Below are 24,533 nucleotides of genomic sequence, written 5' to 3'. Positions count from 1 at the left end.
CACTCCCCCCGGAAGCCCGCGACACGCCTCTCCCCAACGTGAACGGGGCCGATCCCATCAAGGATCGGCCCCGTTCACGCGTTCACGTCCCGTGCCCGCGACGGCTATTCCTCCGCCTCCAGCGTCCGGATGGCCGTGGCCGCGGCCACCTGCTCGGCTCTCTTGACGCTGCCGCCCTGGCCGAAGAACACGCGCCCGTCCGAAAGCGCCACCTCCACCCGAAAAACCTTGGCGTGCTCCGGTCCGTCCGTGGATTCCAGACGGTAGACCGGCAGGGTCTTGAAGCGCTGCTGGGTGATTTCCTGGAGACGGCTCTTGTGGTCCTTGGCCGCGCGCACTTCCGGCGTGTCCGGCCAGCTCTCCCCGAAAAGCCGAAGAATCAGCGTCTTGGCGGCCAGGAAACCGCCGTCCAGGAAAACCGCGCCGAAAACGGCCTCCAGCGCGTCGGCCAGGAGCGAGTCGCGCTGCCTGCCGCCCTGGGCCTCCTCGCCCTTGCCGAGCAGCAGGTACTGGTCCAGGCGCAGGGAGCGGGCCGCGTCGGCCAGGCTTTTCTCCTTGACCAGGCCGGAGCGGATCCGGGTCATCTGCCCCTCGGTGGCCTCCGGGAAACGCCGGTAGACCTCCTCGCTGACGCACAGCTCCAGCACGGCGTCGCCGAGGAACTCCAGCCGCTCGTTGTCCTCGCTGGCGTCTTCTCGCTCATTGGCGTAAGAACTATGGATCAGCGCGCTGCGCAAGAGCTTGACTTGCGAAAAGTGATAGTCAATACAATCCTGAACGCCCGACAAATGTTCATCCATGAAGCTGGTCCCCATGCTGCCGATCAAAAACGCCGACGCTTTGTTTGCCCCCCGGTCCGTCATCGTGGCCGGGGCGTCCGCCAATCCTGAGAAGGCGGGCCACAAGGTTCTGGCGAACCTTCTGCGCTCCGGATACAAGGGGCGCATCATCCCCGTCAATCCTTCGGGCGGAGAAATCCTTGGGCTTGAGGCGCTTCCGGCTTCGGAAGTACCGGAAGGCGTCGATCTGGCCGTGCTTTGCGTCCCCCGCGAAAAAACCCCGGACGTGCTCGCCGAGCTGGCCGCCCGCAAAATCCGCGCGGCCGTGGTCATGGCTTCCGGGTTCAAGGAAACGGGCCGGGAAGGCTATTACCTGGAAGAACAGCTCGCGTCCATCGCCCGCCGCCACGACATCGCGCTGGTCGGCCCGAACTCCCTGGGACTGGCCAATCCCGTGGACGGCCTCTACGCGCTGCCCACCCCGAACCTGCCCGGCCCCGGCAACGTGGCCTTTTTTTCCCAGTCCGGCTCGCTCTGCTTCGGCCTGCTCGACTGGGCCGAGGGCATGGACATCGGCTTCTCCAAATTCGTGCCCCTGGGCAACAAGGCCGTGTTCAACGAAGTCCACGCCCTGGAATATTTCCTCCACGACCCGGACACCGCCGTGGTGCTCGGCCACCTCGAAAGCCTGGACTTCGGCCAGGAATTCATGCGCGCCGCCGAGGCGCTGACAGCGGAAAAACCCGTGATCATGCTCAAGGCGGGCGTGTCCCCGGCGGGCGCGCGGGCGGTTTCCAGCCACACCGGAGCCGTCGCGGGCAAACGCGAAGCCTACGAGGCCGCGTTCATCCAGTCCGGCATCATCAGCACCCGCGACGTGCGCTCCCTGTTCACCCTGTCCGAAGCCTTCTCCACCCAGCCCCTGCCAAAGGGGCCGAACCTCGTGGTGGTCACCAACTCCGGCGGGCCCGGCATCCTCACGGCGGACGCCTGCGAGCATTCGCGGCTCAACCTCGTGCGCCCCTCCCAGGCCGCCCTGGAAAAGCTGCGCGAAGCCCTGCCGCCCTATGCCTCGCTCTACAACCCCATCGACATCATCGGCGACGCGGGCGCGGACCGCTACCGCCAGACCCTGGCCGCCGTGCTCGAAGACCCGGCGACGCACGCGGTCCTGGTCCTGCTCACGCCCACGGCCTCGGCCGAGATCGTGCCCACGGCCCAGGCGATCGCGGACGTTGCCAAGGACTGCGGCAAGCCCGTGTTCGCCTGCTTCATGGGCGAAGAGCGCATCGCCCCCGGCCGCGAACTGCTGCGGAAGGCGGGCTTTCCCTGCTACGGCTTCCCGGAGCAGGCGGTCTACGCCCTGGACGCCATGTACGGCCACTGGCTCTGGCGCAACAGGGCCTACCCCGTGGACGTCTGCTTCCGGCGCGACAAGGCGCGCGCCGAACGGCTCATCGACCAGTGCCGGGAAACCGGCATCACCGAGCTGAGCGGATTCAAGGCCCAGGAATTCGGCGCGGCCTACGAGCTGCCCTTCCCGGAAACCAAGCTTTCCCGCACCTCGGACCACGCGGTCAAGCACGCCAAGAAGATCGGCTACCCCGTGGCCATGAAGATCGCCTCCCCGCACATTCCGGACAAGGCCGACGTGGACGGCGTGATCCTCGGCATCGAAACCCCGCGCGAGGTGCGCCGCGCCTTTCTGGAACTGACGGCCCGCGCGGCCCGGCGCAGGCCCGACGCCTACATCGTGGGCTGCCAGGTGCAGTCCATGGCCCCCAAGGGCTCGCGCGACGTGCGCGTGGGCTTTGTGCGCGACTCCCAGTTCGGCGCGCTGATCACCTTCTCCATGGGCGGGGTCCACAGCGAAGTGCTGGGCGACGTGGCCTTCCGGCTCGCGCCCCTGTCCCTGGGCGACACCCAGAACATCGTCAAGGAGATCAAAGCCTTTCCCCTGCTGCGCGGGGTGCGCGGCCAGGAGAGCGTGGACATCGGAGCCATCGAGGACATCCTGCTCACGGTCTCGCAAATGGCTGTCGATTTTCCGGAAATCGAAGAGGCCGACATCGGCCCGATTCTCGTGTACAACAAAGGCGCGCTTGTCGTGGACATGCGGCTGACCCTCTCGGCGGCCCGCAAGAACGGCAGATGACCTTTCAAGAAGGACGGAGGAGCTTATGCCTGGACTGTATATCGGCGCCACATCCGGCTACTCGGGCAAAAACATGGTCGTCATCGGCCTGGGCCTGAAATTCAAGGAAATGGGCCTGAACATCGGCTACATGAAGCCTGTGGGCGCCCTGCCCCTGGAAAGGGACGGCAAGCTCGGCGACGAGGACGCCTATTTCGTGCAGGACGTGCTCGGCCTCTCCGGCGACCCCGAACAGGTCACTCCCGTGGTCGTGACCCACGACTTCAAGGTCCAGGCCTTCACGGGCAAGTGCGAACCCTTCATCCCCAGGATCAAGGAAGCCTACGAGGCCATCTCCGCCGGGCGCGACGTGACCCTCGTGGCCGGGTCCGGGTCCATGTATTCCGGCAAATACTGCGACGTGGACGGCTCCACCCTCTGCAAGGAGCTGGGCCTCAAGTGCGTGGTCATCGACCGCTTCCAGAAAGACCTCAAATACGACTACCTGGCGATCATGAAGGAAACCCTGGGCGACCAGCTCGCCGGAGTCATCCTCAACGACATCCCCCCGACCTTCATGGACGAGGTCAACGACCTGATCAAACCTTTCCTGGAGCGCATCGGCATCCGCGTGCTCGGCGTCATCCCCACGGACACGATCATGGGCACCATCACCGTGGCCGACCTGGCCGACCGCCTCGGCGGCAAGGTCGTCTCGGCCCACTCCAGCGCGGACCGCGTAGTGGAGCGCTTCCTCATCGGCACCATGCAGGTCGAAAACTTCATGACCCACTTCCGCAAGCACCAGAACGCGGCCATCATCGTGGGCGGCGACCGCTCGGACGTGCAGCTCGTGGCTCTGGAGGGCGACGCGCCCTGCCTGATCCTCACGGGCAACCTCTACCCCAACGACATCATCCTGACCCGCTCGGAAGTGCTCAAGACCCCGATCATCATCGCCCGCGAAGACACCTTCACCGTGGCCAAGAAGATGGAGTCCATCCTCTCGCGCCACAAGCTGCGCGACAAGATCAAGATCGAACAGGGTGCCAAGCTCATCGCCGAACACATCGACATCGATTTCATCAAGAAAGAGCTGGGCCTCTAGACCCGCTTCCCGCCATCTTCCAACGAGCCAAAGGGGAGCCCTTCGGAGCTCCCCTTTTTTGGAGTGCTCTCCTCCCCATTCCGCGCGCCGCCTCCCTCTCCCTCCCCGACTCTCCTCCCCCCGCCGCGCGCAGCGCGTGCGGTAAATGGGGTTCTCAGGGGCCGCGGGCCCCTGAGCCGCCGGAGGCATTGCCTTCCCGTCCCCCCTCGCCCCATCACACCCAAAACATCTCCCCCGTCCCGCCGATCCCTCCCGGCGACTTCCCGGGTTGCCCCTCGCCCCCTGTCAACAGGGCAAACCCGTCCTTTTGCTTTCCATTCCCTTTTCTGTTTCATCCCACCCGGAAAACCGGGGTTAGCCTTGCGGGAATTCCGGCGCATCGGCGTCGGACAACCCCAAAAAGGAGAACGGGGATGGACGTGAAGTACTCACTGCAACTGAAACGGGGCGGGCAGGGCCGCATCCGCACCCGGCTTGAAAGCGTGAACGGCAGCCCGGTGCGCTGGGAATACCGCTACGACAACGCCGGGCGACTGGCCGAGGTGCGTCGGGACGGCTCGGGCGTGGAACGCTACCTCTACGACGGCCAGGGTCGTCGGGCCGAGGATTACTTGCCTCTGCGCGGTTCGGGCGGGCGCGTGTTTCGCTACGGCCCGGACAACCGCCTGCTCCAGGCCGGAGACGCGCGCTACGAACACGACGCACGCGGCTTCCGCAGCCGCAGGGTCGGGGTGCAGGGCGAGACGCGCTATCACTACGCGCCCGACTATCGGCTCCTGGCCGTGGAGCTGCCGGACGGCCGCACCGTGGAATACGGGCACGACGACCAGGGCTTGCGCAACGCCAAATACGTGGACGGCAGGCTGACGGAGCGCTTTCACTGGCATGATCGTACGCATCTGGCGGCCTGGTTGCACGTGGACATGGCGGACGGGCAGTGGTGGCAGGTGGTTTATGCTCAGGACGGTCGGCCCGTGGGGCTGGTTGCGCAGGGCCAAGTCCAGGGACAGGACCAGCGCCAGTCAGGCGAAATTCTTCTGCATACCGACCAGATTGGCAGCGTGCGCGTGGTTGAGTTTCCGACCGAAGGCATGGTAAAGGAAATCCTGTACGACGCCTTCGGCAACGTGGTGAAGGACGGCAACCCGTATCTGCGTTCGCCCCTGGGATTTGCGGGCGGCCTGCACGACGGGGATACGGGCCTCGTCCGCTTCGGCTGGCGGGACTATGATCCCGATACGGGAAGATTCACCGCCCAGGATCCCATCGGAAACGCGGGCGGCGACCCGGACTGGTACGGGTATTGTCTGGATGATCCGGTCAATGGGCGGGACCCGGAGGGGTTGGATACGCGAGGACTCGGAGGAGGAGTCTCCCTTTCCGGTTTTGGCGGGAGTGTTGGTGGAAGCGTCATGGTTTCCGAGGATGATGAGGGCCAACGAGTTCTTGAAGGAAGTTTCGACTATGGGGCGTCCTCGGACTGGGGGGTATCCGCAACAACGACATACCAGCACAGCAACGCAAACAGCGTCCAACAGCATGATGGATACTCGACAAAAACCGGTGCGAGTGTTTCTATTCCAGGAACGCCCCTCTCCATTGGCGCGGAGCACATCGATGGCGGAAGCTACACAGGGACAAATTGCAATGGATCTTATTCGTTTAAAGTTGGGAGCGGTATGCCACAACCGCAATTACCAAAGAGCGCTTCCGTCAAGAGAGAAAGAACTTTTACGTTTAAAATCCCACAAAGGGATGACCGAGACGACATTGACCTTTGGTAAATCCCGTTGGGGGGGAATCCTGTGCGCTCGCGTTTGAGGGCTGAAATTCATTTTTACGCGATTCGAGTCTTACTTTCTTTTATGCTCCTGTTCGGAGTCATCGGAATTTTACATGCGATGTCATCATCTTCCGTGCCTTGGGTCTGCACAGGTGGTTTTTTGCTGCTCATTGTTCACATGGATCGTTTTGCCCTTCCTCTGGAAACATCCGGAACCATGCTGCGGCTAAACCATTTTTGGCATTACAGTCAGGTTGATATGCATTCTGTACGAAAAGCCGTGATTGTTCCTTCTTATGTTCTCAGTTTTTACTTTCATGGAGATGGAGCAGTTGCACTTTTCTTGAAGGAAAAAACGATTCCAGTTTTGGTGGCAACGGACGCAAGAAATAACCTGCTTACTTTTTTGAAAGACAATGGGGTAAATGTACAGTAGTTATCCTGTTGTCATAATCTCTGAACAGCCGCCCCGCATGGAAAATGCGAATCGGCTCTCCTGTCTCACGAAACTGGCTTCCGGCGCTGTTGGGGACGATTAAGGGGAACTCCCGTGGAGTTCCCCTTATTTGCTCTATATCTCCGATGCGGGTTAGCGCTGTACTGAATCCTCGGTTGCTCTCACCTCTCCACGTACATAGCCCAGGCATTGTCGTCAGAACGACCTACCCAAGTTTCGGAATACCAAGATGTTAGCCAAAGAAAATGAAAGTAAAAGCTGTGCATTCGCTGTCCATAGCCACCCCTCAGGCAGACATTGGGAAAAGACAGGAGTTGGCCAATGTCCTGTACTGCTGGACCGTTGGGTTGGTCGCGCGTTACCAGATACAAGGCGTTGAAATCCTACTGCATACGGTCCAGATTGGCAGCGCGCGCGTGGTTGAGTTTCCGACCGAAGGCAAGGCAAAGGAAATCCTGTACGACGCTTTCGGCAACGTGGTGAAGGACGGCAACCCGTATCTGCGTTCGCCCTTGGGATTTGCGGGCGGCCTGCACGATTGGGATACGGGCCCCACTCGGACATAGGGGCGCTTCGGCTGGCGGGACTCCCACATCTGAAATCAGAGCCCGACACCGGACGTTTCACCGCCCAGGATCCCATCGGAAACACGGGCGGCGACCCGGACTGGTACGGGTATTGCCTGGATGATTTGATCTGTTCGTGCGGACGAGTCGCAAGACGGCCCTGCGGGCCTTCTGTCCAGAAACGGCACTCTTCCGCCCAATCTTTCCGTGCGGGCCGAAGCTTTTCGCCACAGCGAACAATTACGGGGAACCCTCTCGGATTCCCCGTCTTCTTTCCATCCATCGGCGCTTGCCGATTCCTTACTGATTCAGCCGCTTGATGGCGCAGAACTCCCCGCACATGGTGCAGACGTCGTCCGTGCCGATCTCGCTCTGCTCGCGGTAGGCGCGGGCCTTGGCCGGGTCGATGCACAGCCCGATCTGCGCTTCCCAGTCCAGATTCTTGCGCGCCACGGACATGGCCCGGTCGCGCGCCATGGAGCTTTTGCGGCCGCGCGCCAGATCCCCGGCGTGGGCCGCGATCTTGGAGGCCACGGTGCCCTCGCGCACGTCCTCGGCCGTGGGCAGGCGCAGGTGCTCCGCCGGGGTCACGTAGCAGAGGAAGTCCGCGCCGTGCATGGCTGCGAAAGCCCCGCCGATGGCCCCGGCGATGTGGTCGTATCCGGCGGCCACGTCCGTGACCAGCGGGCCGAGAATATAGAACGGCGCGCCCCCGCAGAGGCTTTTTTGCAGGCGCATCTGCTCGGCGATCTTGTCCAGGGTCACGTGGCCCGGCCCCTCGATGATCACCTGCACGCCCTTGGCCCAGGCCCGGCGGGTCAGCTCGGCCAGGGTCAGCAGCTCGGCGGTCTGGGCGCAGTCGCCCGCGTCCGCGCCCGCGCCGGGGCGCATGCCGTCGCCCAGGGACAGGGTCACGTCGTACTCGGCGAGGATGTCCAGGATGTCGTCGAACTGCTCATAGAGCGGGGACTCGCGGTCGTTTTTGCGCATCCAGTCCACCAGGAAGGAGCCGCCCCGGCTGACCACGCCGAGCACGCGGCCCTGGGCGTTCATGGCGGCCACGGACGAGCGGGTCACGCCGCTGTGGATGGTCATGAAGTCCACGCCTTCCTCGGCCTGGCGGCGCACCGTGGCCAGGAAGTCGTCCGCGGTCATCTCGGCCATGTCCCGCCTGCTCGCGGAAAGCTCGAACGCGGTCTGATACAGGGGCACGGTGCCGACCATCACGGGCGAGCGTTCCAGCACGGCCCTGCGGATGCGGATCTGGTCCGGTCCCAGGGAAAGATCCATGACGGAGTCCGCCCCGGCGGCCACGGCGGCGTCGAGCTTGGCCAGTTCCTCGTCCAGGCTGGAACGGTAGGGCGAGGCCCCGATGTTGGCGTTGACCTTCACGGACGCGCCCAGGCCCACGGCGCGGGGCTGGGCCAGTTTGCGGCGGCTGTTGCCGGGGATGACGAGGGTTCCCTCGGCCAGGGCCGCGCGCACGGCTTCGGGTTCCAGCCCTTCCTGCGCGGCCGCCAGGGCCGTTTCCTCGGTGATCAGGCCGTCTTCGGCCATCTGCTTGCGGGTCTTTTGCGTGTGGATCATCAGCCCACCTCCATGCGGTTGCGGTTGGTGGGGCGGCTCGCGCACGGCCGCAAAAAAGCCGCTTCCTTTCAGGGAAACGGCAGCGGCGCGCACGCTCGGATATCAGCTCCCTTCGCCGGTATGACCCGGATCAGGTTCTAAGGGTATCCTCTCAGGCTCTCCAGCCACCCCTGCCTGCCCGATCCCTACTGCGCTGGCGGCGGGGCGTCAACCCGACCCGACAAAACCGGAAGCCTTTGCCGCTCAGCGCTCGCCGCAGAGCTTCATCCACCAGCAGGCCGCGAGGCCCCAGGCCGCGTTGGCTCCGGGGACCACGGCCAGGACCAGTTCGCCCTCGGCGATGGACGCGGGCGCGGTGTGCGGCTGGGGAATCAATCCGGCGAGCATGGCCGCCGTGGGAATCAGGGAGAGCAGCAGGCCTTTGAAGGTGGCACTCTGGCGCAGCCAGGGCGGCAGCAGCAGGAGCCCGCCGACCGCGCCCCAGGCGCAGGCTTGCCCCGCCCATTCCCAGCCCGGCCAGAACGCGGCGTCCACGCCGGTCTGGCGTTGCAGGATCAGACGGCACAGCCCGTAGGCCGCGCCGGACGCGGCCAGACCGCCCAGCGCCCCCCCGGCCAGGGCCGTGGAAAAACGCAGCGCCCAGCGCCGCACGAGCTGATGCAGAGACTGGAGCGGGGCCAGAAAGCCCTTGGCGTTCATGGGCGCGGCTCGACAAGGCCCAGAACCAGGCGCAGGCCCAGCACGGCGAAGATCGCGGGCAGCACGAGCATGGCCAGGGCCGTGACCAGGCTGACCATGTCCGTGGTTTCCCCTTCCAGGAGCAGCAGCGGCACTACGATCAGGATGGGCAGTTGCAGGGCCAGCCCGAGCCCGCCCAGCAGACGGGTCCGCAGGGGCGGGCCGGAACGTGGAGCTTCGTCCGCCTTTTCGGCGTCCGTGGCGAAATTTCGGTCCGCGTCCGGCGCGGCCAGCTTCCAGAGCAGCAACGCCCCGGCCATGGAAAGCATCAAGAGGATAGCCATGGGCGGGACGTTAGCGGCCCTGGGCCTCCTGGTCAACGATCCAGATGGTTTCCCGCGCGGCAACGCGCCCGGCGGGCAGCGGAGAGGCAGCGCCCTCCGTGCGCAGTGCTTCGGCCAGGGCTGCGGACTTGGCCGCGCCCGTGACCAGCAGCACGGCGCACGCCGAGGCGTTCAACGCGGCGAGGCTCAGACTGACGCGGTCCAGGCCCGCGGCCGCACCCGAATCGTGCGGCGAGCCGGGGTCCGGGACCATGGGAAGCTCCTCCACGGCCACGGCCCAGGCGTCCGGCGGATCGGGCCGCTCCAGGGCGGCGTGGCCGGGAAAAAGCGACGCCGTATGCCCGTCCGCGCCCATGCCCAGCAGGACCATGTCCAGGCCCTCGGCTTCGGGAAGAGCGCCGAACCGCTCCGCCATCAGCTCGTCGTAGATGGCCGCAGCCTGGGCCGCGCCCCGCTGGGCGGGAATGCGCAGAACATGCCGCCGGGGTATCTCCAGAGGCGCGAAGAGCAGTTCCTCGGCCTGCCGGAAATTGGAGAGCGGGCTGTCCGGGGGCGCGGCGCGCTCGTCCGCGAACCAGAAACGCAGGTCGCCCCAGGGCATCTGCGAGCGGAACGGCTCCCCGGCCAGGAGTTCGAAAAGGCGCCTCGGAGTCGAGCCGCCCGAAAGCCCCAGGTGGAATTCCATGGCCGGGTGCGCGGCCACCCTGTCGAGCAGCAGCTGGGCCGCGGCCATGCTCGCGTCTTCGTGGTCCTTGTGGACGATGACCTTGCGCATGACGTCCTCCGCTCGGATGCGTGCATCCGGTTTCAGGAATCCGGCTCCATGAGCCGCTGGGCCTCGCGCGGTCCCCAGGTTCCCGCCTTGTAGAGCAGCAGGCGCTCGGCCTGCTCCGGGCAGTCGCAGCCCATGAGGATGGGCGTGAGAAATCCCCAGCAGAGTTCCACGCCGTCCTGCCGCCAAAAGAGCGTCTGGTCGCCGAGCATGACGTCGAGGAGCACCTTTTCGTAGGCTTCCAGGGCGGGCGCGTCGAACCCCGCCGCATAATCGAATTCCATGGTTACGGGCCGCAGGCACATCCGCGAGCCCGGAGCCTTGGCCTGGAAGGTCAGGGTCACGGCCTCGCCCGGCTGGATGCCGAGCACGAGACGGTTGGAGGCGATGTGTTCGCCGAAGACGCTGCGAAACATGGAATGCGGCACTTCGTGGAAATGGATGACGATTTCCGTGCGCTTGGCCGCGAGGCGCTTGCCGGATACGAGGCAGAAGGGCACGCCCTGCCAGCGCCAGTTGTCCACATACACGCGCATGGCCGCGAAGGTGGGCGTGAGCGATTCCGGGTCCACTCCTTCCTCGTCCAGGTAGCCGGGCACCAGCTCGCCGTCCAGGGTTCCGGGCGCGTACTGGCCGAGCACGAGGTGCTGCTCGATGCGCTCCGTGGGGAACGGCCGCAAGGCCCGGTAGACCTTGTTCTTCTCGTCGCGGATGCGGTCCGCCTCGTAGAGCGAGGGCGGCTCCATGGCGCAGAGCGCCAGCAGCTGCATCATGTGGTTCTGAAACATGTCGCGCAGCACGCCGAAACGGTCGTAATATCCGGCCCGGTGGCCCACGCCGATGCTCTCCGCCGCCGTGACCGTGACCGAACGGATGTAGCGACGGTTCCAGACCGGCTCGAAGAGCGCATTGGCGAACCGCAGGGAAAGCACGTTCTGCACGGTTTCCTTGGCCAGGTAGTGGTCGATGCGGAAAATCTGGTCCTCTCCGAAATGCTCGTGCAGGGCCGCGTCCAGCGCGCGGGCCGAGGCCAGGTCGTGGCCGAAGGGCTTTTCCACCACCAGCCGGGACCAGCCTTCGCTGTCGCCGGTCTGGGCGGCCAGTCCGGCCCGGCCCAGGCTTGCGGCAAGGTCCGCATAGGCCGTGGGCGGCACGGCCAGATAGAAAATGCGGTTGCCGCCGAGCCGCTGCTCCCGGTCCAGGGTGTCCAGCGCATCCGCCAGGGCCTTGAAGTCCCCATCGTTGTCGTTGTCCACGCGGCGGTAAAGCACGCGCGGCGCCAGCTCGTCCCAATGCTTGAGGGCGTCGGGCTTGTGCTCGGCCACGGCCTCGCGCAGGTGCTCCCGGAAGGACTCCGCCGAGTGTTCGCTTCTGCCCACGCCCATGAGCACGAAGGGCTCGGGCAGGCCGCCGTGGCCCAGGAGATCGCAGAGGGACGGGACGACCTTGCGCCCGGCCAGATCGCCCGTGGCCCCGAAGAGAACCAGGACGCAGGGATCACGGGGGGGCTCCAGCCCGCAGGCCTCGGCGCGGGTCCGGGTTTCCGCCGTGATCGTCGCTTTGCTGTTCGCCGCGCTCATTCCCCCTCCTCCCTGCGCCGGACGGAATGGCCGCCGAACTCGTTGCGCAGCGCGGCCAGCAGCCTGTCCGCAAAGCTGTTTTCCGTGCGCGAACGGAACCGCTCCATGAGCGCCAGGGTCAGCACGGGCGCGGGCGTGCCCGATTCCAGGGCCTGCTCCACGGTCCAGCGCCCCTCGCCGGAATCGTCCACCCAGGGCCGCAATTCCTCCAGACGCGGGCTTTGCTCGAAGGCGCGCCCGGCCAGCTCCAGGAGCCAGGAGCGGATCACGCTGCCCCGGTTCCAGAGCCGGGCCAGCTCGGCATAGTCCAGCCCCTCGGCATACGCCGAGCCTTCCAGCAGCGCGAAGCCCTCGGCGTACGCCTGCATCATGCCGTATTCGATGCCGTTGTGGATCATCTTCACGAAATGGCCCGCGCCGCTCGGCCCGCAGTGCATGACCCCGCCTGCCGGGGCCAGGGCGAGCAGAAACGGCTCGAGAAGGTTGTATCCCTGCTCGGAGCCGCCCACCATGCAGCAATAGCCCTCGGTGAGCCCCCAGACGCCGCCGGAAACGCCCACGTCCATATAATGAATGCCCTGCCCCCCGAACCGCTCGGCCCGGACGGGGTCGTCCGTGTGGCGGGAATTCCCGCCGTCCACGAGCACGTCTCCGGGGGAGAGCAGCGCGGCCAGTTCGTCCAGGCGCTCCTCGGTGGCCGCCCCGGCGGGCAGCATGCACCAGACCACGCGCGGCGCGGGCAGCAGCCCCACCAGCTCCGAAAGATTCCCGGCGGGCAGCGCCCCCTCCCGCGCCAGTTCCTGCACGCGGCTCGGAGTGCGGTTCCAGGCCGCGACCTCGATATCGGTCCGCAACAGCCTGCGGACCATGTTTCCGCCCATGCGGCCCAGGCCGACCATTCCCATTCGCATCGCGACTCTCCTTGCCTGTCTTTTCCGGAGACGGCGCGAAAAGGCCCCTCCGGAGTTCGCACCGAGCATACCTCTTCCGGGGAAGAATGTCTGCCCCGCCCCATCCGGACGGGAAAAGACATGGAAAAAGGCGGAGGAACATGCTCCCCCGCCCTGTGTCGCCGCAAATCCGAAAGCCGTCGCCGCAGCGGCGCGCCTCAGCCCATGTAGCCCCGGCCGATGCTGAACCCCTTGCCCAGGAAGGGACCGCTTCGGAAATAGGACTTGCTCCCGGTGCCGTAGAGCAGCGGCAAGACCTTGTCCAGGGCGGGCTTGCCGCCCACGAGCACGTTTTCGTCCGCCTTCACGTCCATGATTTCGCCAACGAACTGGGTATGCAGGCCGATCTCCACGGTCTGGAGCAGTCGGCATTCCAGGACCAGCGGAAACTCGCCCACATAGGGCGCGTCCACGACCTCGCTGCGCACCGGGGTCAGGCCCGTGGCCGCGAATTTGTCCACGTCGCGGCCGGAGGCCATGCCGAAGTAGTCGGCCTCCTTGGCGTTGCTTTCGGAAGGAATGCTCACGGTGAATGCCTTGCGCGCCAGGATGCAGTCGTAGGTGTAGGTGGCCTTGCGCAGGGACACGCCCACGCAGGGCGGCTTGGAGCAGCAGACTCCGCCCCAGGCAATGGTCATGGCGTTGGGCTTGTCCTCGGCGTCGTAGCTGCCCACGATCCAGACCGGGGTCGGCATGGCCAGGATTTCGGCTCCCAAGGATACTTTCATTTTTCCTCCGTGCGCGTTTTGGTCAGGTCAAAGGGTTCCCACTCCAGAATCTCCGGCGCAGCGGCGAGCAGCCCTCCGGCTCCGGCCTGGAAGCGGAGGACGTGCTCCTGCGCGAGGTGCGCGTCCAGCAGGTCGCGGGCGCTCCAATTCTCCAGCAACAGCACATCGTCCTCGCCTCGGCGGAAGAGGTCGTAGCGCCGGCAGCCCGCGTCCTTGCGGCTGGCCAAGGCCAGCTCGGCCAATGCGGTTCGCAAGTCTTCCGCTCTGCCGGGAAGAGCCCGAAACCGCACGGTCAAGGTCACTCCGTCATCGAATCTCATCATCGATCCTTTTATTTCAACATCTTGACAGCATTGCGAAGGACTCTACAACAGTCCCCGCACACAGGACAACAACTATCCACAAAAAGAATTCATATTTCTCCGCAGATACGACAGGCCGACCACACGTCGGCCCGAGGACGACGCGACGCGGCCGACGCGGCGGCAAGGCGCAAGAACGGACCGGATCCGAAGCGTATTGCTCATACGCGAGGAGTCGGCCCGTGCGCGGCAACGCAGCCCACGCGGGATTTTCAGCCAGGGCCGGGCGGCTCAAAAACCGTGGGGGCAAGGCGCAAGAACGGACCGGATCCGAAGCGTATTCCTCATACGCGAGGAGTCGGTCCGTGCGCGGCAACGCAGCCCACGCGGGATTTTCAGCCGCCCTACCAGGGGGAGCCGAAGCTGTCCAAGTGCACCCGCTCGGGCTTGTAGCGGTCTTCCCGGCGGGGCTTCTGGTCGGGAACGCCGATGACGAGGAAGGCGAGGGGGATGACGTTTTCCGGAAGCTTGCAGAGCTTGCGGAAGCCTTCCATGCGTTCTTCCTTGGGATGGACTCCGGTCCAGACCGCGCCGAGGCCCTTGGCGTGGACCGCGAGGAGGAGGTTCTGGACCGCGGCGGAGCAATCCTGGACCCAGTAGTCGGGGTATTTTTCCAGGCTGCGGTCGCCGCAGACGAGGATGCCCAGGGGGGCCTGGGCGGCCATGCCCGCATAGGGGCTGAAGGACTTGACGCTTTCCAGGGCCTTGCGGTCGCGGATGACCACGAACTGCCAGGGCTGGGCGTTGCCCGCGCTGGGCGCCATCATGGCCGCGCCGAGCAGCTCGCGGACGGTTTCGTCGGAAACGGGCTCGTCGGTATATTTCCGAACGCTTCTGCGCTCGTAGATCGCCTGCATCACATCCATGCCGATACTCCTTGCTTGAGAATTGCTTGAAATCGAAGTACGGTTCTTGTCACCCATTACAGCGAAACATTCAAGTACGCACTTTTGAGTTGAATAGTTCCCATTTTGATACCACTGGAGAAGCCATGGCCGAATGCACCTCGAACCAATGCGTCGTCAAGGAACTGGGCGGCAAGCGCTACCACTGCACCTTCGAGCTGACCTTGCAGCTCATCGGCGGCAAATGGAAGCCGATCATCCTCTACAAGCTCGGCGGGGAAGAAGTTTTGCGCTTCAGCGAGCTGCGCCGGACCATGCCGAGCATCACCCAGAAGATGCTCACCCAGCAGCTGCGCGAACTGGAGGCGGACGGAATGGTGCACCGCGAGGTCTATCCGCAGGTGCCGCCCAAGGTGGAATATTCGCTCACGGAACTGGGCAGGAGCATCATGCCGGTGCTCAACCAGCTCTGCGAGTGGGGCCGCCGTTACGAGCAGCGCATGGCGGAACTGGACGCGGAAGCGGCTTTGGCGTCCTAGGCTGTTGCGGGAATCCCCTTGCTGGGGTATAGCTTGTTCAATGGCGAACCAAGCGACTACCACAAGTGCAACATCCCAGAATTCCGAAAAATTCATTTTTCCCTGGGCAATCGCCGGCGCAGGTCTGGCAGCACTGTTCGTCGTCAGCCGATACAACTATCTCCTTTTCCATACCCTTGCGGAGCTGTTCAGCATAGCCGTGGCCTGGGCCGCCTTTGTCGTGGCCTGGAACTCGCGCGAACGGCTCCAGCGCGGCTACCTCCTGATCCTGGGGGTGGCCCTGCTGTGCGTGGGCTTCGTGGACCTGCTGCACACCGTGGCCTACAAGGGCATGGGCGTTTTCGGCAAGGACCAGGCCAATCTTCCGACCCAGCTCTGGATCGCCGGGCGCTACCTCAAGAGCTTCTCCTTCCTGCTGGCCACGGCCTACCTGACCCGGCCGGCCCGGCCCGCCCCCCTTCTGAGCGGCTTCGCCCTGGCGACCTCGGCGCTGCTGCTGCTCATCTTCCTGGGCTGGTTTCCGGATTGCTTCGTGGAAGGCTCCGGCCTGACGCCCTTCAAGATCTACAGCGAATACGCCGTCTGCGTGCTGATGCTCCTGAGCGGCTGGATTTTCCACCGGCACCGTTCCAGCCTCGACCCCGTGCTTCTGCGCCTGCTGCTGGGTTCCATCGCCCTGACCGTGGTCCAGGAGCTGTTCTTCACCTTCTACGTCAGCGTATACGGGCTTTCCAACCTCTTGGGACATTTCTCCAAGATCGGCGCATATTTTTTGATATATCTCGGCGTGGTGCGCACGGGAGTGGCCGAACCGCAGCGGCTGCTCTACCGCAGCCTCCAGGAGAGCCGCGAACATCTGGCCCGCAGCGAAGCCCGGCTGAACGACGCCCAGCGCATCGCAGGGGCGGGCAGTTGGGAGTGGAGCGCGGACAACGGCAAGATCATCTGGTCTGCGCAGATGTACGCGCTGTTCGGCCTGCACCCCGCCAATTTTACGCCGAACTCGGAAAATCTCCGCGCCCTGCTCGGAGCCGAGGCCTGGACCGACTACATGCGCGGCCTGGCCAGATGCCTCAAGATCGACGACGCCTGCGAGTTCGAGACGGCGGTGCGCCTGCCCGAATCGGGCGAGGTGCGCCACATGGAGATATCCTGCCGGGCGGAGCGCAACGGCGGAAAGCGCCCGGTGCGGATTCTCGGCATGGTCCGCGACATCACCCGGCGCAAGCGCATGGAGTCCATGCGCGAGGACGTGGAACGCATTCTCCACCACGACCTCAAGTCGCCCGTGGCTTCCCTGGTTTCCAGCCTGCAACTGCTCAACACCTCGAAGGACATTCCGTCCGAATACCGCGAGATGCTCGCGGCCATGGAACGCTCGGCGGAACGGGTTCTGGCGCTGGTGGATCGTTCGCTGACGCTGCGCAAGATCGAGGAAGGCAACTTCACGCCGGGAGAGGAGCCCGTCAATCTGGTGAGTCTGCTCGGACAGATCCGCAGGGAGACGCAAAGATTTCAGGACCGCAAGGGAATCCTCTTCGCGCTGCACGTCGCCGGCGCGGCAGAAGGCGGAAAACGCCCGGACACGCGGGGCGACTCGGCCCTGCTCCTGTCCATGCTCTCCAACCTCGTGAACAACGCCCTGGAGGCCGCGCCCGAAGGCAGCACGGTCACCGTGACCGTGACCAACCCGGAAGCGCCGACCATCACCATCCACAACCTCGGCACGGTTCCGGAGGAAGTCCGGCAGCGCTTCTTCGAGAAATACGCCACCTTCGGAAAGCATTCGGGCACGGGCCTTGGAACCTACTCCGCGAAGCTCATCGCCGAGGCCCACGGCGGAAGCGTGCAGATGCGCACCTCGGACGAGAACGGAACCACGCTGACGGTGCGGCTGCCCGGCCTCAACAGTTGACCATGCTCACGGCCAGCCCGCCGCGGGACGTTTCCTTGTATTTCGTATTCATGTCCCTGCCTGTCTCGGCCATGGCGTGCACGGCCCTGTCCAGGTCCACCACGTGGTGGGCGGGCAGCTCTGCCGCCGCGATGAGATAGGCGTTGTAGGCCTTGACCGCGCCCATGGCGTTGCGCTCGATGCAGGGAATCTGCACCAGCCCGTCCACCGGGTCGCAGGTCAGGCCGAGATGGTGCTCCAGCGCTATCTCGGCGGCGTTTTCCGCAACCCGGAAATCATGCCCGAATCCGTAGGCGAGCATGGCCGCTGCCATGCTGGAGGCCACGCCGACCTCGCCCTGGCAGCCCACCTCGGCTCCGGCGATGCTCGCGTTGTGCTTGCAGAGAAAGCCCACGGCCGCGGCGGCCATGAGCCCGCGCCGCACGGCCATGCGCGGCAGCTTGAACCCGTCGAGCATGACCTTGATCACCGCGGGCAGCACGCCCGAAGCCCCGGCCGTGGGCGCGGTGACCACGCAATGCCCGGCGGCGTTCTCCTCGGCGGCGGCCACGGCGTAGGAATTCAGCTCCAGCAGGAACCGGTCGCGGATGCCCTTTTCGCAGGAGCGCAGCAGCAGGGTCGGAGCCTTGCGGTTCAGCCCGATGCTGCCCGGCAGGACTCCCTCCGTGTTCAGGCCGTTGTCCACGGCGGAAAGCATGACCTCCACCAACTGATCCAGACCCTCGACGATCTCCCGCTCCCCTCTCCCGGTGACGGCCTGCTCGTTGCGCATTATCAGGTCGTGCAGCCGCAGCCCGCTTCCGGCCAGGGACGCGCGCAGCTCCAGCATGGTCGAGTAGGGGTGGAGCGGGCTGCCGGTTTCCGGTTCGGCCCAGCCCTTCCACTGCAGGAAGCCGCCCCCCACGGAGTAATACTCCTGCTCCAGGAGCACCCGCCCGCCGCCGTGCAGGCGGAAGAGCATGGTGTTGGAGTAGGGATGCTTGTGGTGAATGGCGCCGAAGACCACGTCCGTTCGGCTGAGGGGTATCGTGACCGCGCCCAGGTCGATGCGGTACGGCTCCGCTGGTTCGGCCAGCCTGTCGAGCAGGTCCGCCGGGCAGCTCTCCGGAACATGGCCGAGCAGCCCGCCCAGGGCGGCGCGGTCAGAGCCGTGCCCTTTTCCCGTTGCCGAGAGGGAGCCGAGCAGGCGCACCTGGATGCGCTCGGCAAGGCGCAAATCCTCGGTCGGCAGAGCCTTGCAGCGCGCGAGGAAATCGTTTCCGGCGCGCATGGGCGCGATGGTGTGGGAGCTGGAAGGACCGGGACCGATCTTGAACAGCTCGAAAAGGGAAGTCTTGACGGGTTGCATCGTGATTCGTATCCTCCATTGGAGCGCACGATACCCGCTCCCTGCCGGGGGCACAACAGCATCTCGCCGACATGGCCGGAATTCCGCATCGGCGTGCTCCAAAAAAATCGTTTCGGCGCCCAGCAGCGGCGATTCGACCGGACAACCAGCCCGAAACGGCCTGTCCGCCGACACCCGGACAAAAAGCACACCCGAAAAGCATGCCCCCCACCCATCTTCCCTTTCGCGGCCTTGCCGGATCGAGACGCCGCAAAGGCACGGCCTTCTTCCTTTCCCTGTCCGGGCGTGGTAGGATATCCAAATGAGTAATCCTCCGACCAATATTCAGATGCGCCCGGCCGCAGCCGAAGAGCCGGAAGCCCTGCGCGGGCGGATCGCCGAGCTTGAAAAACGAACACAGGAGCTGTCCCGGGAGCTGAAACGCGCGCGCGAAAGGGAAGAGCGCCTCCGCTGCATGGCGGACTTCTCCTTCGACTGGGAATATTGGATCGGCCAGGACGGCAAGTTCATCTACATCTCGCCCTCGTGCGAACGGCTCACAGGCTACCGCGCCGAGGAGTTCGTCGCCGCCCCGGACCTCCTGCGCCGCATCGTGCATCCCGACGATCTCGCCGTCTGGGAAAGCCACGCCAGCCTTGAAGACGCGGGCCAGGATTCCCCGGTGAACCTTGAATTCCGCATCATCACCAAGGGGGGAGAGACGCGCTGGGTCGGGCACAACTGCATGGCCGTGCTCGGCGCGGACGGCGCTCCCCAAGGCCGCAGGGGCAGCAACCGGGACATCACCGACATCAAGGTACGCGAGGAAAAGCTGCTCTCGCTGACCCGCGCCGTGGAGCAAAGCCCGCTTTCCATCGTCATCACCGACCCCAAGGGCGACATAGAATACGTCAACCCCCATTTCACCCTGCTCACCGGCTACTCGTCGGCCGAAGTCCTGGGGCAGAACCCCCGCGTGCTCAAATCCGGCAGGCAGCCCGCCGCCTTCTACCGCGAGATGTGGGAGACGATCTGTTCCGGCAAGGAATGGTACGGCGAATTCTGCAACCGCAAGAAAGACGGTGCGGAATACTGGGAACGGGCCTCCATCTCGCCCATCAAATCGCCCACGGGCGAAATCATCCACTTCCTTGCGGTCAAGGAGGACGTGACGGAGCGCCGCTCGGCCCGCGAGCGCCTGAAGGAAAGCGAGGAACGCTACCGCGAGGTGGTCGAGAACACGAGCAACATAGTCACCCGCGTGGACGGACAGGGCAGGTACACCTTCCTGAACAAGGCGGCCCGGCGGATCTTCGGCCCGGAAACCGACCTCGGCCGTCCCGCCTTCGACAACCTCCATCCCGAAGACGGTCCCTCGACCATGCGCGCCTACGCCAGCTGGCTCCAGGACCGCCCCGAAAAGACCGAATTCGAGAACCGCGTCCTGGATGCGGACGGCAACGTCCATCACATCCGCTGGTCCATCTCCTTCCACTTCGACGAGCACGGCGGACTTGTCTCGGCCACCTCCATCGGCCACGACGTCAGCGAAATGCACAAGCTCCAGCAGCTCCGGGAAGACGTGGACCGCATCACGCGGCACGACCTCAAAAGCCCGCTCTTGAGCATGATTTCCGTGCCGCAGCTGCTGCTGGCCGCCCCGAACCTGAACGCCGAGCAGCGCGAACTCATCCAGGCCATCGAGGATTCGGGCTACCGCATGCTCCGCCTGATCAACCTTTCCCTGGACCTCTACAAGATCGAAACGGGCGTGTACCGCCTGCGGCCGAGGCGGGTGGACCTGCGCGTGGTCCTGCGCCGGGTTCTGGAGGAAACGTCCCGCTCCTTCCTGTACCGCCGGGCCGAGGTGCTCCGGGACGACGAACCCGACGAGGCGCCTTTCCCGGTCTTCGGCGAGGAACTGCTCTGCCACTCGCTGCTCTCCAACCTGATCCGCAACGCCCTGGAATCCACGCCGGAAAATGAAACCACGCAGATACGACTGCTGCGCGGCGACCCCGCGCGCATCGAAATCCGCAATCCCCTGCCCGTGCCCGAAGCCGTGCGGGCGACCTTCTTCGACAAATACTCCACTTCCGGAAAGCTCAACGGCACGGGCCTCGGAACCTACTCCGCAAAACTCATGGCCGAGGTGCAGGAAGGGAGCATCTCCATGCGCACCTCCAGCGAGGAAGGCACGCTGATCACGGTCGTCCTGCCCCGTCCCCCGGCCTGGGCCCGCTGACTCCATCCTTCGGCGACCGCCCTCCCCTCATCCCGCCGGGATGGTCATCATGGGAGTTTGGTGCTATCCTCCGTCAGGTCATCCCGTATTTTCATCCCAAACGGGTCTGAAACGACATGCGCATCATTTCCTGCGTCCTGGCCGCCATGCTGATGGCCGCCGCAACATATTGGCTGCTCGTCCCCCCGGAACCGCGACGCGAAGTGGTCGTGGGCGTGCTGCAATACACGAACACCAACCTCACGACCCTGGAAGGCTTCAAGGACGGCCTGGCCGAACTGGGCTACCACGAGGGCGACAACCTCAAGATCCTTTTCGACGGTCCGGCCCAGTCCAAGGAAGAACTGGCGGCGAGGCTCCGCCTCCTGCTCGCAAAACATCCGGACCTGCTTTTCGTCTCGCCCACACCGGCTGCCCTGGTGGCGGCGGAGATGACCAGGGGAACCGATTTGCCCGTGGTCTTCGCCCCGGTCAACGACCCCGTGGCTTCCGGCGTGGTCAACAACCTTCGCCGCCCCGAAGCCAACCTCACGGGCGTGCGTCTGGCCCCCAGCGAAGGACGCCGCCTCCAGTCCCTGCTCGAAGTGGTTCCGGCGGTCCGCCGCGTCTTCGTGCCCTATAATCCCCTCGACTCCAGCGCGCTGGCCAGCCTGAACCAGCTGCGGCGGGCCGCGCCCTCGCTGAACGTGGAGCTGCTGCCCAAGCCCTTCACGCCGAAAACCGATCTCTTCGCTCCTGGATACGCGCCCGAAGGCATCGACGCCGTGTTTCTGCCGCGCGAAGGGCTGGTCCTGTCGCGCATCAAGGATTTCGTCTCCCTCAGCGCGCGGCGAAAACTGGCGCTCTCCACTCCCCGCTTCGACCAGGTCGAACAGGGGGCCCTGACAGGGCTCGGATTCATCGGCTACGAAGTGGGCAAGCAGGCCGCACGCCTGGCCCACCTCCTGCTTTCCGGCACGCCCGTGGCCAGCCTGCCCGTGGAAACCGCGGAGGACTACCTCTTCATCAACCTGGCCGCCGCAGAACGCCTCGGAATCCACGTCCCGGAAACGGTCCTGCGCCGGGCGGACCGCCTGATCCGGGTCACAGGAGCTCTGACGGTCCCATGATTCGACTCGACACCCTGCTGCGCCGCATCTTCATGACCCTGGCCGTGGGCCCGCTGCTCGTGGCGGGAGCCCTTTTGGGCTGGCACGCCTATTCGGTCCAGGTGGACACCGCCTTCCAGTACGAGAACGCCAGAGCAGGCCAGATCGTCCAGCAAATCCAGGATCTGTTCGACGAAATCGAACGCGACGTGCGCTCGGTCGGCCGTTTCGACGACTTCGCCGCCCTGCCGAAAGCCCGGCAAAGGGAAATGCTCCAGAAGATCATTTCCGATCGGCACATGATCCGGGACATCTCCGTGATCTCCCCGGAGGGCCGCGAACTGCTCGAAGTCTCCAGCGTGCAGGTGCCGGAGGCGACCCCCGCCCGGGACTGGAACACCAGCGCGGTCTTCTTCGCGAGCGGCATTTCCCGCGACTCCAGCCTCGGCCCCATCCGCATCGACCCCGCGACCGGGGAACCCCTGGCGCGCATCAGCGTGCCCTTCGAGGATCTGCGCTCCGGCGACCTTCGCCTCATTCTCGTGGCCACGCTGCGCATCAAGTACCTCTGGGACATCATCGCGGCCCACAACGCCGCGCAAGCCTCGCGCGTCTTCGTCACGGACGCGGACGGCCGCATCGTGGCCCATTCGAATCCCTCCCTGGTGCTTTCCGGAGCCGTTGCCGATCTCCGTTCCGAACCCGCTCTGCAATCCAACAGCGCGGGCAGGACCGTGATCGCCGCGAAGCGCTCCCTTTTCGTGGGCCGCCGGGAGCTGGTGGTCGTGGCGGAACGCGACGCGCTGGACGCCCTGAAGCCCGGAATCCGGAGCGGAGTGATCTACTTCGCGCTGACCATGCTGACCCTGGCCGCCGCGGTGTTCCTGGCCGAGGCCGCCAACCGAAGGATCGTGCGACCCATCCGCGGACTGGCGGACACGGCCGCGGCCATCCGCGACGGCGACCTGGGAAGGCAGGCGGAAAGCGGATCCATCAGGGAACTGAACATGCTGGCCGCCAGCTTCAACTCCATGACCGCCCGCCTCCAGGCCTCCCTGCTCAACCTCGCCGAGGAGGTCCGCGTGCGCGAGCAGGCCGAGTCCGCGCTGAAGGCCAGCGAGGAACGGCTGCTGCTGGCTCTGGAGGCCACGAGCGACGGCCTCTGGGACTGGGAGATCGCCGAGGACAAGCTGTATTTCAGCGCGCGCTACTACACCATGCTCGGCTATGAGCCCGGAGAGTTTCCGCCCAGCTTCGAGAGCTGGCACGAAAAGCTGCACCCCGACGACAGGGACGCCGTCATCGCCAAGCTGGAGCACCATTTCAAACACGGCGGGATCTACGAGGTGGAGTTCCGCATGATGGACAAGAATTCAGAATGGCACTGGATTCTCGGCCGGGGCAAGGTCGTGCGGCGCGGCCCGGACAAAGAGCCCCTGCGCATGGTCGGCACCCATGTGGACATCACGGAACGCAAGCATTCCGAACAGGTCGTCCGCCAGGCCAAGGAAGCCGCCGAAGCCGCCAACCTGGCCAAGTCGGAATTCCTGACCAACATGAGCCACGAAATCCGCACGCCCATGAACGGGGTGCTCGGCCTGCTCCAGTTGCTGGAAACCACCCCCCTCGATGAAGAACAGCACAACTACATCGACGGAGCCATCGAATCGGCCAAGCGACTGGTGGCGCTGCTCAGCGACATTCTCGACCTCTCCAGGGTGGAGGCCGGAAAGCTGGAAATCGTCGAGGAGGACGTGGAAATCGAACCGCTGGTGCGCAACGTCCTGGAGACCTTCCGCCATGTGACCGCGAACAAGGGACTGACGGTGGACTACCGGATCGGGCCGGGCGTGCCCCCGGTCTTTCGCACCGACGGCGGCAGGCTCCGGCAGGTGCTCTTCAATCTCGTGGGCAACTCCGTGAAGTTCACGGACCAGGGACACGTGCGCGTGGAGGTTTACCCCCTGGACGATCTCCCGGACGGAGGAAAACGGCTGCTCTTTTCAGTTGAGGACACGGGCTGCGGCATACCGGACGAAAAAATCGGCGTGATCTTCAATCCGTTCACCCAGGCCAACGCGGCCCTGGCGCGCAAGCACCAGGGGGCGGGCCTCGGCCTCTCCATCGTGCGCAAGCTGGTCCAGCTCCTGGGCGGGACCATCGCCCTGGAAAGCGAGGTCGATGCGGGCACGACCATTCATTTCACCATCGCGGCCCAGGCGGCTTCGGAAGCCTCCGCGCAGCGGCCGCGCTCCGCAGCCAGGCCCGCCCTGCGCGCCCCAAGGCCGAAACCGGCGACGCAGAACGATTCTCCCGGGGAGCGAAAGCGCATCCTCGTGGTCGAGGACGACCGCATCAACACCCTGAGCATCGTGAACATGCTCAAGAAGCTGGGCTACGATTCCCACGCCGTGGCGGACGGCAGCGACGTTCTCCCGTTCCTGAAAAAGCAGGCGGTGGACGCCGTGCTCATGGACATCCAGCTTCCGACCATGGACGGCACCGAAGCGACGCGCACCGTCCGCGAGGCCGACCCCGCAGAGCTGAACACGGCCGTGCCCATCATCGCCATGACCGCCTACGCCATGCCCGACGACCGCCGCAGGTTCATGGATGCGGGCATGGACGCCTACCTTTCCAAACCCGTGGACATGAACGAGCTGGCCCGCACGCTGGCGGAGGTACTGGGCGAGGTCGAGACGGCCAGCAAGCCGCAGGCGCCCCAGGACCAAACAGACTGACCGCA

At 65.2% G+C, this 24,533-nt stretch carries 21 protein-coding genes and 1 riboswitch; of the genes, 10 read left to right on the top strand and 11 right to left on the bottom strand.

What is annotated here, in order from left to right; all coding sequences use genetic code 11:
• Positions 1-104: 104 nt before the first annotated feature.
• Complete coding sequence (gene rnc, locus G452_RS0116505; RefSeq protein ID WP_027189350.1) at positions 105-800, bottom strand: ribonuclease III; 696 nt, start codon at positions 798-800, stop codon at positions 105-107.
• Positions 801-813: 13 nt separating this feature from the next.
• On the opposite strand from rnc, the gene G452_RS0116500 reads away from it, so the two are divergent.
• The 5 genes from G452_RS0116500 (at position 814) to G452_RS0116485 (ending at position 6,827) form a co-directional block, all read left to right on the top strand.
• A complete protein-coding gene (locus tag G452_RS0116500) occupies positions 814-2,934 on the top strand; it encodes an acetate--CoA ligase family protein (RefSeq protein ID WP_211213503.1) in 2,121 nt (706 codons plus the stop codon).
• A 25-nt stretch (positions 2,935-2,959) separates the two neighbouring features.
• Complete coding sequence (locus G452_RS0116495) at positions 2,960-4,021, top strand: phosphotransacetylase family protein (protein WP_022663375.1); 1,062 nt, start codon at positions 2,960-2,962, stop codon at positions 4,019-4,021.
• Between the two features lie 413 nt (positions 4,022-4,434).
• Positions 4,435-5,805 (top strand): RHS repeat-associated core domain-containing protein, encoded by a 1,371-nt coding sequence (locus G452_RS20110; protein WP_022663374.1) that lies wholly within the window; start codon positions 4,435-4,437, stop codon positions 5,803-5,805.
• Positions 5,806-5,826: 21 nt separating this feature from the next.
• Positions 5,827-6,240 carry a hypothetical protein gene (locus G452_RS21610; protein WP_162141319.1) on the top strand — a complete coding sequence of 138 codons (414 nt, stop codon included), beginning with the start codon at positions 5,827-5,829 and terminating at the stop codon, positions 6,238-6,240.
• 266 nt (positions 6,241-6,506) lie between these two features.
• Positions 6,507-6,827 carry an RHS repeat-associated core domain-containing protein gene (locus tag G452_RS0116485; RefSeq protein WP_027189348.1) on the top strand — a complete coding sequence of 107 codons (321 nt, stop codon included), beginning with the start codon at positions 6,507-6,509 and terminating at the stop codon, positions 6,825-6,827.
• A gap of 300 nt (positions 6,828-7,127) precedes the next feature.
• Here G452_RS0116485 and thiC read toward each other — a convergent pair whose 3' ends face one another.
• The 9 genes from thiC to G452_RS0116440 all read right to left on the bottom strand — a co-directional run bounded on the left by thiC (position 7,128) and on the right by G452_RS0116440 (position 14,694).
• On the bottom strand, positions 7,128-8,414 hold the full coding sequence (thiC, locus tag G452_RS0116480; protein ID WP_022663373.1) for a phosphomethylpyrimidine synthase ThiC: 1,287 nt from the start codon (positions 8,412-8,414) through the stop codon (positions 7,128-7,130).
• Between the two features lie 90 nt (positions 8,415-8,504).
• A riboswitch (TPP riboswitch) is annotated at positions 8,505-8,596 on the bottom strand.
• Between the two features lie 61 nt (positions 8,597-8,657).
• Positions 8,658-9,113, bottom strand: coding sequence for a hypothetical protein (locus G452_RS20900; RefSeq protein WP_022663372.1), 456 nt, complete (start codon positions 9,111-9,113; stop codon positions 8,658-8,660).
• Positions 9,110-9,436 (bottom strand): hypothetical protein, encoded by a 327-nt coding sequence (locus G452_RS0116470; RefSeq protein WP_022663371.1) that lies wholly within the window; start codon positions 9,434-9,436, stop codon positions 9,110-9,112. Before G452_RS0116470 ends, G452_RS20900 begins: the two co-directional genes overlap by 4 nt.
• A gap of 10 nt (positions 9,437-9,446) precedes the next feature.
• Positions 9,447-10,211, bottom strand: coding sequence for a 6-phosphogluconolactonase (gene pgl, locus G452_RS0116465; RefSeq protein WP_022663370.1), 765 nt, complete (start codon positions 10,209-10,211; stop codon positions 9,447-9,449).
• A gap of 32 nt (positions 10,212-10,243) precedes the next feature.
• Entirely contained in the window at positions 10,244-11,788 is a 1,545-nt protein-coding gene (gene zwf, locus G452_RS0116460) for a glucose-6-phosphate dehydrogenase (protein ID WP_022663369.1), read from the bottom strand.
• The gene (gene gnd / locus G452_RS0116455) at positions 11,785-12,768 is read right to left on the bottom strand and encodes a phosphogluconate dehydrogenase (NAD(+)-dependent, decarboxylating) (protein WP_327077719.1); all 984 of its coding nucleotides are present in this window, start codon (positions 12,766-12,768) and stop codon (positions 11,785-11,787) included. Before gnd ends, zwf begins: the two co-directional genes overlap by 4 nt.
• A gap of 128 nt (positions 12,769-12,896) precedes the next feature.
• Positions 12,897-13,466: a flavin reductase family protein gene (locus G452_RS0116450; RefSeq protein WP_022663367.1), complete on the bottom strand. Its 570-nt coding sequence runs from the start codon at positions 13,464-13,466 to the stop codon at positions 12,897-12,899.
• Positions 13,463-13,786 carry a putative quinol monooxygenase gene (locus G452_RS20895; protein ID WP_022663366.1) on the bottom strand — a complete coding sequence of 108 codons (324 nt, stop codon included), beginning with the start codon at positions 13,784-13,786 and terminating at the stop codon, positions 13,463-13,465. Before G452_RS20895 ends, G452_RS0116450 begins: the two co-directional genes overlap by 4 nt.
• A 386-nt stretch (positions 13,787-14,172) precedes the next feature.
• A complete protein-coding gene (locus G452_RS0116440; RefSeq protein ID WP_022663365.1) occupies positions 14,173-14,694 on the bottom strand; it encodes a nitroreductase family protein in 522 nt (173 codons plus the stop codon).
• Positions 14,695-14,819: 125 nt separating this feature from the next.
• Between G452_RS0116440 and G452_RS0116435 the strand changes: the two genes are divergently transcribed.
• Both G452_RS0116435 and G452_RS20890 read left to right on the top strand, forming a co-directional pair.
• Entirely contained in the window at positions 14,820-15,212 is a 393-nt protein-coding gene (locus G452_RS0116435; RefSeq protein ID WP_022663364.1) for a winged helix-turn-helix transcriptional regulator, read from the top strand.
• A 40-nt stretch (positions 15,213-15,252) separates the two neighbouring features.
• Positions 15,253-17,127: a sensor histidine kinase gene (locus G452_RS20890; RefSeq protein ID WP_022663363.1), complete on the top strand. Its 1,875-nt coding sequence runs from the start codon at positions 15,253-15,255 to the stop codon at positions 17,125-17,127.
• Here G452_RS20890 and G452_RS0116425 read toward each other — a convergent pair.
• Positions 17,117-18,475: an L-serine ammonia-lyase gene (locus tag G452_RS0116425; RefSeq protein ID WP_022663362.1), complete on the bottom strand. Its 1,359-nt coding sequence runs from the start codon at positions 18,473-18,475 to the stop codon at positions 17,117-17,119. The two genes, G452_RS20890 and G452_RS0116425, sit on opposite strands and share 11 nt — an antisense overlap.
• A gap of 301 nt (positions 18,476-18,776) precedes the next feature.
• On the opposite strand from G452_RS0116425, the gene G452_RS0116420 reads away from it, so the two are divergent.
• The 3 genes from G452_RS0116420 (at position 18,777) to G452_RS20885 (ending at position 24,528) form a co-directional block, all read left to right on the top strand.
• Entirely contained in the window at positions 18,777-20,699 is a 1,923-nt protein-coding gene (locus G452_RS0116420; RefSeq protein ID WP_081650663.1) for a sensor histidine kinase, read from the top strand.
• 116 nt (positions 20,700-20,815) lie between these two features.
• Positions 20,816-21,808, top strand: coding sequence for an ABC transporter substrate-binding protein (locus G452_RS0116415; protein WP_022663360.1), 993 nt, complete (start codon positions 20,816-20,818; stop codon positions 21,806-21,808).
• Complete coding sequence (locus G452_RS20885; protein WP_022663359.1) at positions 21,805-24,528, top strand: ATP-binding protein; 2,724 nt, start codon at positions 21,805-21,807, stop codon at positions 24,526-24,528. The genes G452_RS0116415 and G452_RS20885 overlap by 4 nt, the downstream gene beginning before the upstream one ends.
• Positions 24,529-24,533 lie beyond the last annotated feature (5 nt).

This window comes from Paucidesulfovibrio longus DSM 6739 (assembly GCF_000420485.1).
GTDB classification, from domain to species: domain Bacteria; phylum Desulfobacterota; class Desulfovibrionia; order Desulfovibrionales; family Desulfovibrionaceae; genus Paucidesulfovibrio; species Paucidesulfovibrio longus.
Note: the sequence above shows the minus strand (reverse complement) of the source record. Positions and strands in the feature narration are given on the sequence as shown.

What these genes read in the sequence shown, in the direction of transcription:
- G452_RS0116435 (WP_022663364.1), top strand. Translation starts at nt 14,820, where the DNA reads ATGGCCGAATGCACCTCGAACCAATGCGTCGTCAAGGAACTGGGCGGC.
- G452_RS0116425 (WP_022663362.1), bottom strand. Translation starts at nt 18,475, where the DNA reads ATGCAACCCGTCAAGACTTCCCTTTTCGAGCTGTTCAAGATCGGTCCC.
- G452_RS20110 (WP_022663374.1), top strand. Translation starts at nt 4,435, where the DNA reads ATGGACGTGAAGTACTCACTGCAACTGAAACGGGGCGGGCAGGGCCGC.
- gnd (WP_327077719.1), bottom strand. Translation starts at nt 12,768, where the DNA reads ATGCTCGGTGCGAACTCCGGAGGGGCCTTTTCGCGCCGTCTCCGGAAA.
- G452_RS0116415 (WP_022663360.1), top strand. Translation starts at nt 20,816, where the DNA reads ATGCGCATCATTTCCTGCGTCCTGGCCGCCATGCTGATGGCCGCCGCA.
- G452_RS0116440 (WP_022663365.1), bottom strand. Translation starts at nt 14,694, where the DNA reads ATGGATGTGATGCAGGCGATCTACGAGCGCAGAAGCGTTCGGAAATAT.
- G452_RS20885 (WP_022663359.1), top strand. Translation starts at nt 21,805, where the DNA reads ATGATTCGACTCGACACCCTGCTGCGCCGCATCTTCATGACCCTGGCC.
- G452_RS20890 (WP_022663363.1), top strand. Translation starts at nt 15,253, where the DNA reads ATGGCGAACCAAGCGACTACCACAAGTGCAACATCCCAGAATTCCGAA.
- G452_RS0116485 (WP_027189348.1), top strand. Translation starts at nt 6,507, where the DNA reads ATGAAAGTAAAAGCTGTGCATTCGCTGTCCATAGCCACCCCTCAGGCA.
- G452_RS0116450 (WP_022663367.1), bottom strand. Translation starts at nt 13,466, where the DNA reads ATGAAAGTATCCTTGGGAGCCGAAATCCTGGCCATGCCGACCCCGGTC.
- rnc (WP_027189350.1), bottom strand. Translation starts at nt 800, where the DNA reads ATGGATGAACATTTGTCGGGCGTTCAGGATTGTATTGACTATCACTTT.
- zwf (WP_022663369.1), bottom strand. Translation starts at nt 11,788, where the DNA reads ATGAGCGCGGCGAACAGCAAAGCGACGATCACGGCGGAAACCCGGACC.
- G452_RS20900 (WP_022663372.1), bottom strand. Translation starts at nt 9,113, where the DNA reads ATGAACGCCAAGGGCTTTCTGGCCCCGCTCCAGTCTCTGCATCAGCTC.
- pgl (WP_022663370.1), bottom strand. Translation starts at nt 10,211, where the DNA reads ATGCGCAAGGTCATCGTCCACAAGGACCACGAAGACGCGAGCATGGCC.
- thiC (WP_022663373.1), bottom strand. Translation starts at nt 8,414, where the DNA reads ATGATCCACACGCAAAAGACCCGCAAGCAGATGGCCGAAGACGGCCTG.
- G452_RS0116495 (WP_022663375.1), top strand. Translation starts at nt 2,960, where the DNA reads ATGCCTGGACTGTATATCGGCGCCACATCCGGCTACTCGGGCAAAAAC.
- G452_RS0116420 (WP_081650663.1), top strand. Translation starts at nt 18,777, where the DNA reads ATGAGTAATCCTCCGACCAATATTCAGATGCGCCCGGCCGCAGCCGAA.
- G452_RS0116470 (WP_022663371.1), bottom strand. Translation starts at nt 9,436, where the DNA reads ATGGCTATCCTCTTGATGCTTTCCATGGCCGGGGCGTTGCTGCTCTGG.
- G452_RS0116500 (WP_211213503.1), top strand. Translation starts at nt 814, where the DNA reads ATGCTGCCGATCAAAAACGCCGACGCTTTGTTTGCCCCCCGGTCCGTC.
- G452_RS20895 (WP_022663366.1), bottom strand. Translation starts at nt 13,786, where the DNA reads ATGAGATTCGATGACGGAGTGACCTTGACCGTGCGGTTTCGGGCTCTT.